Annotated in this window: 15 protein-coding genes; 1 reads left to right on the forward strand and 14 read right to left on the reverse strand. The window is 73.2% G+C overall.

Annotation, left to right across the window (positions count from 1 at the left end; all coding sequences use genetic code 11):
* From OOK07_RS00005 to OOK07_RS00055, 11 genes are all read right to left on the reverse strand, one after another.
* Nucleotides 1–636 (reverse strand): Ldh family oxidoreductase (locus tag OOK07_RS00005; protein ID WP_266794547.1); only part of this gene is annotated, 636 nt, incomplete at its 3' end.
* Nucleotides 629–1,408 (reverse strand): thioesterase II family protein, encoded by a 780-nt coding sequence (locus OOK07_RS00010; protein ID WP_266794548.1) that lies wholly within the window; start codon nucleotides 1,406–1,408, stop codon nucleotides 629–631. The genes OOK07_RS00005 and OOK07_RS00010, both read right to left, overlap by 8 nt.
* Entirely contained in the window at nucleotides 1,405–4,083 is a 2,679-nt protein-coding gene (locus tag OOK07_RS00015) for a non-ribosomal peptide synthetase (protein ID WP_266794549.1), read from the reverse strand. Before OOK07_RS00015 ends, OOK07_RS00010 begins: the two co-directional genes overlap by 4 nt.
* Nucleotides 4,020–4,979 (reverse strand): condensation domain-containing protein, encoded by a 960-nt coding sequence (locus OOK07_RS00020; protein ID WP_266794550.1) that lies wholly within the window; start codon nucleotides 4,977–4,979, stop codon nucleotides 4,020–4,022. The genes OOK07_RS00015 and OOK07_RS00020 overlap by 64 nt, the downstream gene beginning before the upstream one ends.
* Nucleotides 4,976–6,526 (reverse strand): condensation domain-containing protein, encoded by a 1,551-nt coding sequence (locus OOK07_RS00025; RefSeq protein WP_266794551.1) that lies wholly within the window; start codon nucleotides 6,524–6,526, stop codon nucleotides 4,976–4,978. The genes OOK07_RS00020 and OOK07_RS00025 overlap by 4 nt, the downstream gene beginning before the upstream one ends.
* 55 nt (nucleotides 6,527–6,581) lie before the next feature.
* Nucleotides 6,582–7,898, reverse strand: coding sequence for an MFS transporter (locus OOK07_RS00030; protein ID WP_266794552.1), 1,317 nt, complete (start codon nucleotides 7,896–7,898; stop codon nucleotides 6,582–6,584).
* Nucleotides 7,895–8,707 carry a sulfotransferase gene (locus OOK07_RS00035; protein WP_266794553.1) on the reverse strand — a complete coding sequence of 271 codons (813 nt, stop codon included), beginning with the start codon at nucleotides 8,705–8,707 and terminating at the stop codon, nucleotides 7,895–7,897. The genes OOK07_RS00030 and OOK07_RS00035 overlap by 4 nt, the downstream gene beginning before the upstream one ends.
* Nucleotides 8,704–9,576, reverse strand: a complete 873-nt coding sequence (locus OOK07_RS00040) for a sugar phosphate isomerase/epimerase family protein (protein ID WP_266794554.1) — start codon at nucleotides 9,574–9,576, stop codon at nucleotides 8,704–8,706. Before OOK07_RS00040 ends, OOK07_RS00035 begins: the two co-directional genes overlap by 4 nt.
* 119 nt (nucleotides 9,577–9,695) lie before the next feature.
* On the reverse strand, nucleotides 9,696–10,412 hold the full coding sequence (locus tag OOK07_RS00045) for an IolE/MocC family protein (RefSeq protein WP_266794555.1): 717 nt from the start codon (nucleotides 10,410–10,412) through the stop codon (nucleotides 9,696–9,698).
* Nucleotides 10,413–10,465: 53 nt separating this feature from the next.
* A complete protein-coding gene (locus tag OOK07_RS00050; protein WP_266794556.1) occupies nucleotides 10,466–11,494 on the reverse strand; it encodes a Gfo/Idh/MocA family protein in 1,029 nt (342 codons plus the stop codon).
* A gap of 1 nt (nucleotide 11,495) precedes the next feature.
* Nucleotides 11,496–12,344 (reverse strand): amidohydrolase family protein, encoded by an 849-nt coding sequence (locus OOK07_RS00055; protein ID WP_323182904.1) that lies wholly within the window; start codon nucleotides 12,342–12,344, stop codon nucleotides 11,496–11,498.
* 192 nt (nucleotides 12,345–12,536) lie between these two features.
* On the opposite strand from OOK07_RS00055, the gene OOK07_RS00060 reads away from it, so the two are divergent.
* On the forward strand, nucleotides 12,537–13,019 hold the full coding sequence (locus OOK07_RS00060) for an NUDIX domain-containing protein (RefSeq protein ID WP_266794557.1): 483 nt from the start codon (nucleotides 12,537–12,539) through the stop codon (nucleotides 13,017–13,019).
* A 32-nt stretch (nucleotides 13,020–13,051) separates the two neighbouring features.
* Here the strand turns inward: OOK07_RS00060 and OOK07_RS00065 are convergent, their stop codons facing one another.
* From OOK07_RS00065 to OOK07_RS00075, 3 genes are all read right to left on the reverse strand, one after another.
* The gene (locus tag OOK07_RS00065; RefSeq protein WP_266794558.1) at nucleotides 13,052–13,786 is read right to left on the reverse strand and encodes a sulfite exporter TauE/SafE family protein; all 735 of its coding nucleotides are present in this window, start codon (nucleotides 13,784–13,786) and stop codon (nucleotides 13,052–13,054) included.
* Between the two features lie 149 nt (nucleotides 13,787–13,935).
* Entirely contained in the window at nucleotides 13,936–14,154 is a 219-nt protein-coding gene (locus OOK07_RS00070) for an acyl-CoA carboxylase subunit epsilon (protein ID WP_266794559.1), read from the reverse strand.
* Nucleotides 14,155–14,185: 31 nt separating this feature from the next.
* Nucleotides 14,186–15,766: an acyl-CoA carboxylase subunit beta gene (locus tag OOK07_RS00075; protein ID WP_266794560.1), complete on the reverse strand. Its 1,581-nt coding sequence runs from the start codon at nucleotides 15,764–15,766 to the stop codon at nucleotides 14,186–14,188.
* Nucleotides 15,767–15,778 lie beyond the last annotated feature (12 nt).

Below are 15,778 nucleotides of genomic sequence, written 5' to 3' on the forward strand. Positions count from 1 at the left end.
GACGATGCCTCCGTCGGCCATGCGGCGCAGATAGGTCGGCAGCAGGGCGACGCCGTGCGAGGCATGGCCGCGCCGGTCGGCGTCGACGAGGACACCGGCGACGAGATCGGCGGTCGCCGGGCCGGCGCCCGCCTCGGTGAGGGACCGCCGGGTGCGCCGTCGTACCTCCTCCGGCGTCATGCGCACGGCCGGCGGCGGTGCCAGACGTGGCGGCTCGGCCAGGAAGCGGCCGCCCTGGAGAACGAGGGCCCGGTGGGCTCCAGGGACGGGCGCGGTCGTCCAGCCGAGCCCGCCGAGCACCAGCACCGCGCCGCCGGGCTGCTGCGGCAGGGGGGTGCCGCCGCCCGTCGTGGCCGGGCGGTCACCGCCGTCGAGCACGAGTACCTCGCTCGCCCGGGGCAGGTCGCCCCGGTCGCCCCCTCGGCCGCAGAGGGCGCCCGACCGGACCCGGGCCGCGCGGACTGTCCCGTACGTGGGGCGCAGCCGCCCGGTGAGCAGTGAGGTGAGGCCTCGGCGAGCCTCGCGGTCGAGTCCGCCGATCAGCACGGTCTCACCGTCGGCGACGCGCAGGTCGGCGCCGCGCAGCAGGACCCGTTCGGCGCCGTCCGGTCCCAGGGTCAGAACGACATCAGCCATTTCCAGCACGGCGGTTCCCTTCCGGAGCGGTCTGTGACAACCAGGCGGTGAGTCGCTCGGCGACGCCCCCCGCGTTCGTGGCCAGCAGCAGGTGGCCGCCCTTCACCGGTGCGACGTCGAGGCCGCCGACGCAGGGGCGCCACGCCTCGACGGACTCGACCGGGCAGCCCGGGTCGTCCGGGGCGTACAGCGCCAGCGCCGGGACCGGCGACGCGGCCGCCGGGTCCGTACGCTCGGGCCGCCAGTCGGCGAGGGCCGTGAAGTCGGCCCGGAGCGACGGGAGCAGCAGGTCGAGAAGCTCGGGCATGGCGGCGACCTCCTCCGGAACGCCGCCCATGTCGGTCACCTGACGCAGGAAGTCGCCGTCGGAGCCGGTCGCGTCGGGCAGCTCACCGGGCCAGGCGGGGGCCGACCGGGACACCACGACGAGGCCGGGGGCGGGCCGGCCGCGCCGGGCCAGCTCGATCGAGGCCAGCCAGGCGACCAGGGCGCCGGAGCACTGCCCCAGCAGCACGGGCGTCCTCCCGGTGAGCGCGGTGGCCTCCTCCGCGGCGGTGACCGTGTCCTCGACCAGGTCGGTGAGCCGGGTCGGCGGCTCGTCCGGGAAGCGGGACTCCCGGCCGCCGAAGACCACGCCCGCGACCAGGCAGTCGTCGGGGAGCGCGGCCCGCAGGGGTTTGGCGGTCCCGGAGCCGCCGCCGGCGTGCGGGACGACGAGTACGGTCCGTGCCGGGTGGTCCGGGTGTTCCTCGGGCAAGGCGAGCGGTGTCATGACGGGCGGCCTCCAGCCTCGGCCAGTTCGGGCCGGATGAGTTCGGACAGCGTGCGGAAACTCGGCGAGGCGTACAGCTCACGGGGGCTGAGGCGCACCCCGTGCTCCTTGCCGAGCCAGGCGACCAGGCGGGCGAAGGCCAGGGAGTCCCCGCCGGCCCGGAAGAAGTCGGCGTCCGGCCCGGAGGGCGCCCGGCCGAGAACCTGGCTCCAGGCGGCGCGGGCCAGAGCGGACGCGGGGTCCGGGGCGGAGGCGGGACCCGGGGCCGAGGCGGGGTCTGGGGCGGACGCGGGACCCGGCACGACGGACGGGTCGGGGCTGGGTACGGGGGCGCCCGGCTCGGGGTCCCGCTCCCCGCAGGGCTGCTCGGTGTCCCCCTCGTCCAGCGGCCGGGCCCCCGCCGCGACGGCGGCCGCATCCGCCTTTCCGTTGGCGGTCAGGGGTATTTCGTCCAGCACCGACCACAGCGCGGGGACACAGTGGCCGGGCAGGGTGCGGGTCAGGCGCGTGGCCAGGTCGGTCAGCCGGAGGGGGTGCGGGCCGTCGGGTACGATCCCCGCTGCCAGCCGGCGCTCGGAGGCGTCCGCGCCGACGGCGACGACCGCTGCGTCCCGCACGCCGGGCAGTGTTGCCAACGCCTGGCGGATCTCGTCCAGTTCGACTCGGAACCCCCGGATCTTGACCTGCCGGTCGGCGCGGCCGAGGAAGCTCAGCGCTCCGGCGCCGGTCAGCCGGACCAGGTCGCCGGTGCGGTAGGCGCGCTCGCCGTCGGCCAGCACCCGGAAGACCTCCGCCGTACGTTCGGCGTCGCCTGCGTAGTCCAGCGCGAGGCCGAGCCCGGTGACGTACAACTCCCCCGTCCCCCCGGGTGGTACGGGCCGCCCCGACGGGTCGAGCACCAGCGCGCCGCTGCCGGGGATCGGCGTGCCGATCGGCAGCGGGCCGGTCGCATCACAGGGGTCGTCGAAGTGCGCCACGGTGCTGAACGTGGTGTTCTCCGTGGGCCCGTAGCCGTTGGTCACCCGCAGGCCGGGGTAGCGGGTGAGCAGGGCGCGCACCTGTTCGGGGGGCACCACGTCCCCGCCCGCGAGGACGTGGGCGGCGCGGGCGAATCCGTGCGGTGCGTAGTCGGCCATGAGCCGGAACAGGCCGGCCGTCAGCCACAACACGTCGACCTCCCGCTCCAGCAGGAACCGGGCCAGTTCGGCGGGGGCGACCAGGCCCGGCGGGTGAACCTCGACGCAGCCGCCGCCGACGAGCGGGGCGAACAGCTCCAGGGTGGAGGCGTCGAAGGCGAGCGGAGCGAGGCGCAGCATGCGCCGGCCGGGGCCGCAGGAGACGACCTGGCTGGGCGACGGCCAGACCAGCCGGGCCACGGCCCGGTGCGGCACCCGCACCGCCTTGGGTACTCCGGTCGAGCCCGAGGTGAAGGCGACGTAGGCGACCCGGTCGCCGCGCGGGGCGGGCGGTTCGACGGCCGGTCGCGGGGTCCGGGACGCGGTGTCGGCGGCCACGGCCGCGACCCGGCGCGGCGGCCCCGGGCACACGGTCTCGACACGGTCGGCGAAGGCGCTGCTCACGCGGTCGGCGGTGGAGAGGACGGCGGCCGGCGGCAGCACCTCCAGGAGCGCGCGTAACCGCTCGTCGGGGGTCGCGGGGTCGACGGCGACGTAGTGGGCGCCGACGGCGAGGACGGCCAGTACGGCAACCACCTCGGACACCCCGCGCTCCACCGCCGGCAGCACCGCGTCGCCGTCCCCGACACCGGCGTCGGTCAGCGCGGCGGCCTGGGCGGTCACGGCCCGGACCAGCTCGGCGTAGGTCAGGGCGGTGTCCTGGTCACGGACGGCCGGGGCGCCCGGATGTGCCCGGGCGGTGGCCAGCACGAGGGACCACAGGTCGCTGTCGGCGACCTCCGGCGGCAGCCGCGGTCCTTCGCGCAGTGCGTCCAGGCGGGCCTGGTGGGCCGGGGAGACGGTCCTGACCTCGGCCAGCGGCGCGGTGGGCCGGTCGGCCAGTTCCTCGACGGTCCGCTCGACGGCGGCCAGGAGGTCGGACGCCTCCTCGGGCAGCAGCGCCCCGTGCGCGAACTCCAGGGCCAGCCGCGGCTCGTCGCCCGTGCGCTGCACGTACAGGGTGGCGTCGAAGGGCGCGCCGTGGCAGTGGCCTTCGTGCGGGTAGAGGGTGATGTCGCCGCGTCGTACGCGGTGCGGTATCAGCTCGTCGTGGGCGGCGAGGACGAACTGGACGAGCGGGTTGCGCCGCCGGTCGTGCCGGACACCGACGGCCGGTACGAGGTCCTCCACCGGGATGTCGGAGGCGGCCACCGCCTCGCCGAGCGCGCGGGAGACGGCCACGACGTACTCGGTGACGGTGGCGGTGTCGTCCAGGACGCAGTGGACGGGCACGAGTTGGGAGCAGGGGGCGAGGACGTCGCGGACGGCGGGGTCCTGGCGGCCGGCGACGGGCACGCCGACGAGCAGTTCGGTGGCACCGCTGCGGCGGCCCAGGGCCAGCGCGTAGGCGGCGAGCAGGACGACGGTACCGGTGGTGCCGGTCGTGCGGCCGAGGTTGCGCCAGGCCCGGGTCGCGGCCGGGCCGAGCGCCGCGGTCAGCCGGCCGCCGGCCGCCTCCCACCGGGCCGGGCGCCGTGCGTCGGTCGGCAGTTCGAGCACGTGGGGGCGCTCCGCAGCCGGTCGGCCCGGCTGCGGAGGGTCCCACGCCGGTCCGCGGCGGTGGTCCGCGCCCGGTGTGCCGCGAGTACGCTCTCCGGGCTGGGCGCGGGGGCCGGCAGGTCCTGGCCGGCGAGGAGGGTGGCCAGTTCGTCGAAGAGCACGCCGAACGACCAGGCGTCCAGCAGCACGTGGTGGGCCAGGACGGACACGAGGACGCGCTCGGAGGCGTCGGGCCGGGTGACGGTGGTGACCGTGAAGTGAACCGGAGGGCGCTCGTAGGGGCGCAGGAGTGTCTCGCTCGCGCCGGCCAGTTGGGTGTGCACGACGGTGACCGGGTCCGTGCCGTGGGCCGCCCGCAGGGTCTGGTGCCGGACGGTGGGCCGGGCGTGTGCGAGGACCCGGCGGCCGATCCTGCCGGTGTCGGCGTCGGCCGGGACGAAGGCGGTGCGCAGCCCCTCGTGCCGCTCGGTCAGGGCGGTGAGCGCCGGAGCCACCGCGGCGGCGGGGGCGCCGTCGATCTCGGCGGTGAACAGCAGGTGGTAGGCGGGGCCGTGGGCGATGGTCTCGACGCTCAGCATGCCGTTCTGTCCAGGCAGCACCGGGCGCACGGCCGCGGGTTCGGTCACCGGGGGCAGGGGCGCGGGGGGCGGCAGCGGGGTGGCGGCGCGCAGCACGGTGCCGACGGGTTCCCGGCCGAGTATTCGATGCAGGGGCAGGTCGGAGCCCGCCCTGGCGGCCTCGCCCGCCAGCCGTACGGCCTGCAGGGAGGAGCCGCCGAGCGCGGCGAAGGACATCCGCTCGCAGCGCTCTCGCAGCTCGGCGGCGGACAGCCCCAGGACGTCCGCGGCGAGTGGCAGCAGGACGTCGAGTCCGGCGGATGCGGGCCGGGCGGTCACCGGGGAGCACTTCCGCCGGCGGCCAGTTCGGGCAGGAGTGTGATCGCCCGGTCCAGCAACCGTCGTACCGTCTCCTCGGCGTAGTGGTCGGTGCTGAAGCGGATGGTCAGCAGCAGCCGGTCGTCGACGACGTCGCCCTCGACGTTCAGCACCCACGGCTCCCGCTGCCGTGCCGACCGGCGGCTGCCGCCCGCCACGTCGGCGGGGCGCAGCCAGCGGCCCACCCGGTCGTTCACCTGGTTCATACGGCTGCGGAAGTTCAGCCGGATCCCGCTGCCCGGCCCGGCGGTGGCCAGCAGCGGGTGCCCGGAGTACCGCAGGGCGTCGAAGCCGAACTTGGCCCGGGGCACGGCGGCCAGGTCGTCGAGGGCGTCCTGCGGCCAGGAACCGGGAGCACCGGTGTGGATCACCACGGGGTAGGTCGACTGGAGGTAGCCGAGCGCGCTGGTGGTGTCGTGTCCGCCGGGGACGGTGTCCCGGCCGTGGTGGTAGGTGTCCACGCTGACCGCCGGCAGGCCGAACCGCTCGGCCACGGATCGGGCGACGGCGGCCAGCACCAGGAGGCCGACGGGGTGGCCGAGCCGCCCGGCGGCGGTGTGCAGGGCAGTGGTGTGCTCCTCGTCGAGACCGGCCGTGGCGGCGGTGGCGGTGGACAGCGGGCCTGCGCCCGTGGAGTCGGTGGGCACCGGGGGGACGTCGGACAGGCCGAGGGCGCTCCAGCGCGCCGCGTCCTCCTCGGCCCGGGGGGAGGCCAGCCATGCGGCGAGGTCGGTGGCGAGGTCGCGGGGTTGGGCGGCGGGTGCACCGGGGGCCCGGCCGGTCAGCGCGTCCTCCAGTTCGTCGGCCAGCATGGTCAGGGAGTAGCCGTCGAGGGTGAGGTGGTGCACGGCGATCTGGAGGTAGTGCCGGCGCGGCAGCCAGAGGGCGTTGAACACCCGGCCCTCCGTGAGCCGGTGGCCGCGCACCGCCCGTTCGAACGCCTCGGCGAGCGCGGCGGCGTCGGTGTCGACGGTGAGCAGGCCGTCCGGCGCCTGGGGAAGGACCTCCGCGACCGGGCCGTCGGGCCCGTCCGGCAGGTAGCGGGTGCGCAGCGCCTCGTGCCGGTCGGTGAGCCGGCGGAGGGCCGCCTCGATCCAGGCGGCGTCGACCTTGTCGCCGTCCGGGGTCGTCTCGGGTATCTCGAACACCCAGACGAACCCGAAGTGGTCGGGGTCGGTGAAGGCCTGCGAGATCCAGCGCGTCTGGCAGGGCAGCAGCGGTATACGGCCGGCGGCCGGCCGGGGGGACGGCCGCCGCACCTCGGCGTTGTCGGTGTGCAGGCGGGCGAGGATGCCCGCGAAGGTGCGGCCGTGCAGGAAGTCGGCCGGTCCGGCGCTGACGCCTGCTGTACGCAGCTGGGTCACGCTGCGCACCATCAGCAGCGAGTCTCCCCCGGCGGCGAAGAAGTCGGCGTCCCGGCCCGAGGGCGGCTTGCCCAGGGCCGCTTCCCACACGTCGGCGAGCAGTGCGGCGAGGGCGCCCTGGCCGAGGTCGATGGATTCCGTCACGTTGACTGGGTCCTTTCATCACGGTCTCGGTTCCTGCCCGGAATCGGCGGTGTACTCAACTCGTGGACGGAGCTGCGCTCTTGGCGTCGGTGGGTGCTTCGGCGGGGTCGTCCGGTGCGTCCGGCCCGACAGCCGTGCGCACCAGCCATGCCGACAGCAGGCAGCCGAGCGCGAGCAGCGCGGCCAGGGCGAACCAGGCCAGGTCCGCGTCGGCGGCGATCAGGGCGGTGACCAGGGCCGGGCCGATCGCCTCCTGGGCGGACAGGCTCAGCCCGAACAGTGAGAGATAGCGGCCGCGCAGCCGCTCCGGCGCGAGCGTCATGGACACCGTCCATTCGCCGACCGCGCCGAGGAGTTCGGTCAGGGTGTGGGCGAGGACCGCCAGCACCAGCAGGCCGATCGCCACGGCGGTGGCGCCGCCGGAGCGGTGGGCCGCCCAGTAGCCCAGCGCGGCCAGGACGAACAGCGCGGCGGCGACGCGGTAGACGCGCGGTGCCTGGGCGAGGGAGGTGCAGCTCTTGGCCGCGCGTATCTGGAGGAGCACGACCAGCACGGTGTTGAAGGTGAACAGCAGGCCGACGAGGCCCGCCGGAGCACTGGTGTACTCGTACACCCACAGCGGCATGCCGATGGTGAAGGCGGTCGAGTACACCAGCACGAGGATGTTGAGCACGGCGAGGCTCACGTAACGCCGGTCGGCCAGCACCTGCCGGTAGCCGGCCCGGGGGCGGCCCTCCTCCGGGGGCCGGTCCGGCCGGAGCGGGCGGATGACGGGGACGGTGAGCACGAGGGCGATGGCCCCGGCGTAGGAGACGGCGTTGGCGACGAGCACCGCGTGGTAGCCGGTGTCCGAACCGATGGCCAGGACTGCCGCGGTGATCAGGCCGCCGAGCCCGAAGCCGACGTTGAGGACGGCCCGTTGGAAGGCCATCAGGGACACCCGATCCTCGGCGTCGGCGATGCTGGTGAGGAACACCTTGCGGGCCGGATTGACCATACGGTCGGCCACGTGCGCGACGCTCGCCACGGCGACGAGACCGCCCCAGTCGCGCACACCGAGATAGCCGACGTAGGCCACGGCACCGGCCGCCCAGCAGCAGACCACCACCTTGCGGGCGCCGAACCGGTCGATGAGTGTGCCGGACAGCGGGGTGGCGACGCTTCCGACGAGACCGGCGATGCCGAGGCCCGCGCCGACGGCGCCGGCGCTCAGGCCGACCACGACGGTGAAGTAGAGAACGGAGATCGGCAGGAACATGCCCGTACCGATGGCGTCGACGACCGCGACCAGGGCCCAGCGCCCTGCCGCGGGTGCCTCGGGCACGCCCAGGCGGCGCAGGGCGGTACGGCGCAGAGCCGGACTTCTGCTCATCGAGTCCTCCCCTGCGGCATGGGTTGGGGGGTGCGCAGGTCCAGCAGCGTCCGCCACAGCCGGTCGATGTGTGCGGGCAGCGGTTCGTCGTCCAGTGCGCCGGTGCGTTCGGCGAGCTGCCCGGCGTGCGGGAGCAGGTCCAGGCCGATCGCCTCGGACAGCCGGTGCAGGTCCTCGCCGGCGCACACCCGGGTGTACTCCAGGACGGTGCGCCGGGCGGGATCGCGCGTGGTGGGATGCGCGAGCCACGGCCGGTGCCAGGCGGCCCACTTCTCCAGGGCGTCCCGCCGGGTGCCGGGCCGCCAGGGGCGGTCGCCGGTCCAGCGCAGCATGGAGCGGGCGACGGCGGCCGGGTGGCGGATGAGCAGCACCCAGTGGGCTTCTGGCAGGGTGTCGGCGAGCTGGTCGAGTTCCAGCAGGTACTCGTTGTACTTGTCGCCGTAGCGGGTGGTCCCCGCGTACGCCTGTCGCACCAGCCGTCCGCGCAGCGCGGACGCGTCGGTGACGCGTCCCGCGGCCACCTCGGCGGCGGCGGCGCGCAGGACCTTCTCGACGGTCCCCAGCCACTGTTCGCTGTGCCGGCCGTAGGGCGGCCTGCGGTGCAGGGCGTGCAGGATCTCATCCGTGCGCAGATGCCGACCCTGCACGTCCGCCTGGGTGCACCAGCGGTGCAGGAGGTAGGGCAGCTTGCCGTTGACGGTGAAGACGCCGCCGGCGGCGGCGAAGGCCTGGTCGAGCACGTCGGCGAGCGCGGTGGTGCCCGAGCGCTGCGCGCCGAGCAGTACGACCGGTGCGGGCGAGGCAGTCACGAGGTCTCCCGCACGAGCGCGGGAAGCCTGTCGCACCAGTCGCGTAGCCGTTGCATGCACTCGACGCTGGCCGCGAAGCCGTCCCGGGAGAAGTCCTCGCCCCAGGGCCGGTCGCGGTTGGCGGGCGACAGGACCCGCCCGTGACGCCAGTGGGTCTCCAGGCTCAGGTAGCCGGTGTAGCCGTCCTCGGCCAGCCGGGTGAGCATCGTCGGCCAGTCCAGGTCCCCGTCGCCCAGCCTGACGTACCCGTTGGTACCGTCCGGGTCCTTGACGTGTACGTGTTGGATGAGATGGCGGCCCATCAGGTAGTCGGAGGGGTAGCGCACCTGTCCCCAGCCGCCGCGTACGGCGTTGGCGGGGTCCCAGAGCACGCCGACGTCGTCGCGGCCCAGTGCGTCGAGGAAATCGAGGACGTCCCGCATGTGAGGGGTGTTGCTGCGCGACTCGGTCTCCAGGATCAGCGGCACCCCGGGGACCACGCCCTCCAGCAGGGCGGCGACGACCCGTGCCGCGCGCAGCGGTTCGGGGGCGTGATCGGTTTCGGCGAAGAAGCTGAAGATTCGCGCGTGGGGCGTGCCGAGGCGCACCGCACGCCGGCAGGACTCCACGAGCACCTCGCGGGCCTCGGCGAGCTGCTCGTCGGTGGTGGACACCGGCCCCTTGAAGACGGGCGGTGCGAAGCCGGCGACGGCCAGTCCGCGCTCGTCCAGGAGGCCGCGCATGCGGGAGATCTGGTTGTCCGTCAGCTCGTGCGGGGGTGTTTCGTCGTACGACCGCACTTCGACCCCGGCGAATCCGAGCTGGGCTGCGGTGTCGGCGACCAGTTCGGGGTCCTGCGAGAGCTCGTCACCGATGACGGCGAGTTTCATGGATTGCTGCTCCTGGCTTGGCGGATGCGGCGGGATGGAGACGGAGGAGACGGCATCGTGGGTGTCCCGGCCCGGACGGCGCGCAGGTCCGTGCTGCCGGTCGGGGTGCCGGCCGCCCCTCAGGGGGCGGGTGAGGCCAGTGCCGTGGCGAGCACGGCCAGATCGGCGTCGGGTGTGCCGGCGCGTGATTCGACGGTCACCGCTCTCAGCCGGCCGAGCTCCAGGAGGTACGACAGGTCGGCTAGGTCGTGCGGGGAGAGCGGGCGGTGCCGGGTGCCCTGCGCGGTGCGGTGGACGCCCTTGACCTGCGCGGCGCGTACGAACGGGGCCAGTGCGCGCAGTTGGGCCCGGTCGGCGCCGCCGATCTCGGCCAGCCCGAGCAGGTCGACCAGGACGCCGACGCCGGCGCGTTCGGCGAGGTCGATCAGTCCGGCCGTGTCGGGGCCGCCGGCGTGGGTCTCGACCCAGGGTTCGACGCCGGCCTCGGCGGCGGCGGCGAGCTGGTCGGTCACCACGGCGGGGTCCGGGCGTTCCGCGCAGAACACCTTGACGGGGTACGGCTCCGGCACCGGTTCGGTGGCGACGGGCCAGTGCGCGGGGTCGCCCAGGCGCCAGCCGACGCCGACGAAGAAGACCTCGGCGCCGGTGCGCCGTATCCGGTCGATGCCGGCTCCCGCGCCGTCCCGTTCCCAGCCGTGCCCCTTGCCGATGCGCAGGTCGACGCCTGTGCCACCGGCGTGCAGCACGGCCCGGGCGAGCTCCTCGGGACCGGCCTGCGGCAGTGTGCCGGAGGAGTAGCCGAGCGGCGGGGCGGGTACGGAGCGGGGTGCGGTCATGCGGCTCTGCTCTCCTCCTGGTTCCCCCCGGGCTCGTTCGGGGTGACTCGGCCTCAGCACGGGGCGGCCACGGGGGCGGTGGTGCCCACGGGGGTGCCGAGCAGGCCGTCGAGGATCGCGACGACACCGGTGCTGCGGGCCAGAGCGGACAGGTCGGGAGCAGGACCGCCGCGAAGCGCCTCCGTGAGTTCGCGGTAGACGTCCTGGCGCAGCTCGCCCGCCGGGCGGGCGGCCGAGGCGAGTGGCCTGCCGTCGAGTTCGCCGACGGTGGCGCCGGCCCGCACCTCCACCCAGTCCCGGCGACCGAGCACGGTGAGCTGTTCGAAGCGGGCGGCGGCCCGGCAGGTCACGGTGACGGTGAGCCGGGCGCCCGAGCGGAACGTGACATGGCCGAGCAGTTCGGTGTCGATGCCCGCGACGGCTTCGGTCCTGGACAGCGCGGTCACCTCGACGGGTTCGCCGAGCAACTGGCAGGCCAGGTCGATGTAGTGGGCGCCGAGGTGGACGCTCACCCCGCCGACGGCCGCCTCCGGTTCGGCGCGCCAGCCCTCCCGGTAGTGGCTGTCGGAGCGGGGGCGGGAGATGAGCAGGTGGCCGATCCCGTCCGCGAACCGCTCCGGTGCCTTGACCCGCAGCTGCCCGGGCAGCGCGAAACGGTGCTGGAACATCACGGTGCTGAACAGCCCCGCGCCGGCGGCGGCGTCGAGGATCTCCCGTAGTTCCGCGGGCGACCGGGCCGGCAGCTTCTCCACCACCAGGTGCTTGCCCGCCGCGATGGCCGCCGCGAGGACCGGTGGGCGGTGCCCCGGCGGCAGGCACACGGCCAGCGCCGCGACGGCCGGGTCGGCCAGCACCTCCGGCAGCGGGCGCACGGTCAGGCCCGCCTCGACAGCCCGTCGGGCGGCCTCCGGGTCGGTCTCCACCACGGCGGCCGGCCGTAGGGCGACCAGGACACCGATGGCGGCGGCGTGCTGTCGGCCGGCGTTGCCGAAGCCGACGACGGCGATCTGGGCGCGGCGCGGCTGTACGGGGGGCCGCGCGCCCTGGTGCGGCGCGTCCGGTCCACCGGGCCTCGTGCCCATGTCAGCGGCCGGCCGGGATCACGTCGGAGGGACACCATAGCCGCGCGGCGGTCCGGCCGAGGTAGTCCGCCGCGCCGTCGTCCGGGAACACCCGGGCCACATCGCGGGCGTAGTCGACGAGTTGGGCGTAGCCGCGGTCGTGGGTGTGGGGGAAGTCGGAGCCCCAGACCAGGTGATCCGTACCGAAGCAGCGGCCCAGCTCGGAGAGGAGGGCGCCGGGGACGCCGGCCTCGCGAAGGGCGTAGAGGTTCATGGTGGAGACCTTCACGTACAGGTTGTCGTGGGCTCCGACGTCGAAGAGCGGGGCCGCGCCGCTGCCTTCGGGGCCGTCGGCGAAGTCGACGAATCCGCAGTGGTCGAGGATCAGCCGGACCCCGGGGAACCTCTTGACCAGGTCCGGCAGCCCGGGTAATTGCCCGGGGGTGACCCGTATCAGGACCGGGGTGCCGAGGTCCTCGGCGCATTCCAGCAGGGAGTGGCAGCGCGGGTCGACCGAGTCCGACCCGGTCGCCAGGTTCAGCCGGACCCCGGCCAGCCCCTGGTCCCGGACCAGTCGGCGCAGGGCCGTGCACGAGGCTTCCGGTTCGCCGAGGTCCACCACGCCCACGCCCCACAGGCGGTCAGGGTATGCCGCGCAGCCGGCGGCGAGATAACCGTTGTCGCTGCCGTACACCTGGATCGGCTGGACCAGAATCGTCCGTTCGACGCCGTCCTCGTCCATGAGGGCGATCAATTCCTCCGCCGTCACAGGATGGGTTCTGTACCACGCGGAATCGTCCACCGGACGATTAAGGGATGGAGCATGGGTTCCGATCTTCGCGACCACGTGCACATGTGAATCGATAATCACGATGTACTACCCCCGGTCGAATCCTGGCCTACCTGGCCGAGTAGTTGCTATCACAACGATTTCGTAGCGTAAACGTAAAATATTTGCGACGATCCTCTTATTTCATCCATACCGACTCCGGCCCGCTCACGGCGATCACACAGTTGATCGCACCCCTTGACATCGACTCACCCACGGTCAGACGATTCCACGGTGGCCGATTCGCAGAGCAATTCATCCATGGCTCGTGCCCGCGTCGCCGCAGGCGTCCTCTTCTTCGATAAGCAAGGTCGCATCCTGCTGGTCGAACCGACGAACAGAGAAGACAAGTTTCTGGGTATTCCAGGCGGCTATGTCCCGCCCGGAGAATCCCCGTATGAAACGGTTGTGCGCAAAGTCAAGGAAGAACTCGGCGTCGACTTTCCGGTGGGCCGCGCTCTCGTGGTCGACTGGGCGCCCGCCGGCGACGACGAGAAGATCGTCTTCGTTTTCGAAGGTGCGGTCCTCGACGCCAAGGCCCAGGCGAGGATCAGAATGAACCCGGATTCGGCGTCCGGGTTCGCCTTCTACGAGCCGGAGCGGACCTCGGATCCCGAGATGCTCATGACCCGGCTCATCAGACGGATCGAGGCGGCGATGTCGGCGCGCGCCGCCGGGACGACCGCGTATCTGGAGCACGGCGAACCACTGGCCTAGCCGTACCGCCCGGGAAGTACGGCCGGCCCAGGTCACCACATCGCCCACAGCCCCTTGCCCAGGACGGTGAGGCCGCCGGTCAGCGCCAGTGTGAGGATGAGCCGCCGGACCCGGTGTTCCGGAATCCTCGGCGCGGCCGCCCTGCCGATGAGGGCGCCCGTCACCAGTGCGGCCGCGGCCACCGTCCACGCGGTCCCACTCAGTCGCGGCATGCCATTGGCTGCGACCGAGAAAATGTTCACCATTATCCCGTAGAACTGTGCGTTGGGCACGAATTCCCGGACCGGCCAGCCCGCGTTGACCGCGTACAGGGAATACGGTGGTCCGCCCACGCCGGCTGCGGAATTCATGAATCCGCCCACCGCTCCGGCGGTCACCGCCCCCTTGGTCCCCGTCAGGGCGGGTATACGCGCCCCGCCCATCACGAATGCCACGGCCACGGTCACCAGAATGCCGACACCTGCCAGCAGTACGGGTTCGGGCAGCCAGGCGGCCACCCAGGAGCCCGCCGGCACGGTACATGCGGACGCGATGACCAAGGGCACCATCACGCCGAGCCGCACCCGTCTCCAACCCGTGGTGAGTCCGACCACGCTGATGACGCCGGCCGCGCAATTCGCCAGGACGACACCCTGGGCCGGCCCGAGCACCAGAACGAGTGCGGGCACCGCGATGAGCGCGAACCCCATTCCAGTGAGCCACTGCACGGACGCACCGACCACGACAATGCCGCCCAGCAGCAACTCCGCCGCCGCAGCGCTCGCCACAGAACTCCTCCGGATAGCCGGGACGATCTCCCGCGCCATACTCTCCACTGGCCCCCGGAAAAAGCAATGGTCCGCCGGTACCGAAATCATCCGACTGGAAATTCAGGCCGATTATGGACCTCCCGCCCGGGATTGTCCGCGGCGCGGTGTCACCGCTGCCAGCTGGTGGGCGACCGGTACGGGGCCCGGCATTCGGGACGTGTCCACAGGGTCACCGGCACAGAGTCGGGGCCGGAGCCGGGCGGCTCGATGGCCGTGCCCGCGGTCCGGGCCAGAAGCACCGTAGTCAATGCGACCAGTTCCTCCTCGTCCGGGTTGCCGGACTCGATGCGGATGAGCGGGGTCCCGGTGGTCGCTCGGTCCGTCATGTGCGGGTCTCCTCGTGTCTCGAAGGGTGGTCTACTGCGGCGGATTCCCGTGCTTGCGAGGGGGCAGTTCGGCGTGTTTCCCGCGGAGCATGCGCAGCGCCCGTACGAGTACGGACCTGGTGTCCGCCGGGTCGATGACGTCGTCGACCAGGCCGCGTTCGGCCGCGTAGTAGGGATGCATGAGTTCGGCCCGGTACTCCTCGACCATGCGTCGGCGCATGGCGTCGGGGTCGTCGGCGGCCTGGATCCGACGGCGGAAGACGACGTTCGCGGCGCCTTCCGCGCCCATCACCGCGATCTCGTTGGTGGGCCAGGCGTAGGAGAGGTCGGCGCCCACGGAGCGGGAGTCCATGACGATGTAGGCGCCGCCGTACGCCTTGCGCAGGATCAACTGGACTCGCGGCACGGTGGCGTTGCAGTACGCGTACAGCAGTTTCGCTCCGTGGCGGATGATGCCGCTGTGTTCCTGGTCCACCCCGGGCAGGAAACCCGGCACGTCGACCAGGGTCACCAGGGGGATGTTGAAGGCGTCGCACATCTGCACGAAGCGGGCCGCCTTCTCCGCGGCCTCGATGTCCAGGGCGCCAGCCAGGGACTGGGGCTGGCTGGCGACGACACCCACCGTGTGCCCGTCCAACCGGGCGAGGGCGACGATGACGTTGGGCGCCCAGCGCTCGTGGACCTCCATGTACTCGCCGTCGTCCGTGATCTCCTCGATGACCCGGTGCATGTCGTAGGAACAGCTGCCGTCCGCGGGCACCAGGTCGGCCAGGGACTCGCACCGCCGGTCGGCCGGATCCGCCGTGGCGTGTGCGGGAGGGGGCGTCCTGTTGTTCTCCGGGAGCAGGGAGAGCAGATAGCGGACCTCGTCGAGGCAGGTCGCCTCGTCCTCGTAGGCGAAGTGGCACACGCCCGAGGTCCGAGCGTGCACGTCGGCGCCGCCCAGCCCGTTCTGGGAGATCTTCTCCCCGGTGACGGCCTGGACGACGTCCGGCCCGGTGATGAACATCTGGGAGGTCTCGCGGACCATGAAGACGAAGTCCGTCAGCGCGGGGCTGTAGGCCGCCCCGCCCGCACAGGGTCCGATCATCACGCTGATCTGCGGGATGACACCGCTCGCGCGCGTGTTGCGGACGAAGATGCCGCCGTAGCCCGCCAGCGCGGTCACCCCCTCCTGGATACGCGCACCGGCCCCGTCGTTGAGCGAGACCAGGGGGGCGCCGGCCGCGAGGGCCAGGTCCATCACCTTGTGGATCTTCGCCGCGTGGGCCTCGCCCAGGGCACCGCCGAAGATCCGGAAGTCATGGGCGTAGACGAACACGGTACGGCCGTGGACCGTGCCCCAGCCGGTGACGACACCGTCGGTGTACGGCCGGCGCCCCTCCAAGCCGAATCCGGTCGCCCGGTGCCTGCGCAGCGGCTCGATCTCGTGGAACGAGCCGTCGTCCAGCAGCAGTGCCAGCCGCTCGCGCGCGATGAGTTTGCCCTTGGCGTGCTGTGCCTCGGTGGCGGCGTCGCCAGGGCCCAGCAGGGCCTCGTGCTTGACGTGGTGCAGTTCCGCGACCCGTGCGGCGGTGGACAGGGCAGCCTCGGTGCCTGTGTCGGCGGTCATGGGCGGACAGCT

The organism is Streptomyces sp. NBC_00078 (genome assembly GCF_026343335.1).
In the GTDB taxonomy this organism is placed as follows: Bacteria; Actinomycetota; Actinomycetes; order Streptomycetales; family Streptomycetaceae; genus Streptomyces.

What these genes read in the sequence shown, in the direction of transcription:
- OOK07_RS00010 (WP_266794548.1), bottom strand. Translation starts at nt 1,408, where the DNA reads ATGACACCGCTCGCCTTGCCCGAGGAACACCCGGACCACCCGGCACGG.
- OOK07_RS00050 (WP_266794556.1), bottom strand. Translation starts at nt 11,494, where the DNA reads ATGGGCACGAGGCCCGGTGGACCGGACGCGCCGCACCAGGGCGCGCGG.
- OOK07_RS00030 (WP_266794552.1), bottom strand. Translation starts at nt 7,898, where the DNA reads ATGAGCAGAAGTCCGGCTCTGCGCCGTACCGCCCTGCGCCGCCTGGGC.
- OOK07_RS00070 (WP_266794559.1), bottom strand. Translation starts at nt 14,154, where the DNA reads ATGACGGACCGAGCGACCACCGGGACCCCGCTCATCCGCATCGAGTCC.
- OOK07_RS00040 (WP_266794554.1), bottom strand. Translation starts at nt 9,576, where the DNA reads ATGAAACTCGCCGTCATCGGTGACGAGCTCTCGCAGGACCCCGAACTG.
- OOK07_RS00075 (WP_266794560.1), bottom strand. Translation starts at nt 15,766, where the DNA reads ATGACCGCCGACACAGGCACCGAGGCTGCCCTGTCCACCGCCGCACGG.
- OOK07_RS00045 (WP_266794555.1), bottom strand. Translation starts at nt 10,412, where the DNA reads ATGACCGCACCCCGCTCCGTACCCGCCCCGCCGCTCGGCTACTCCTCC.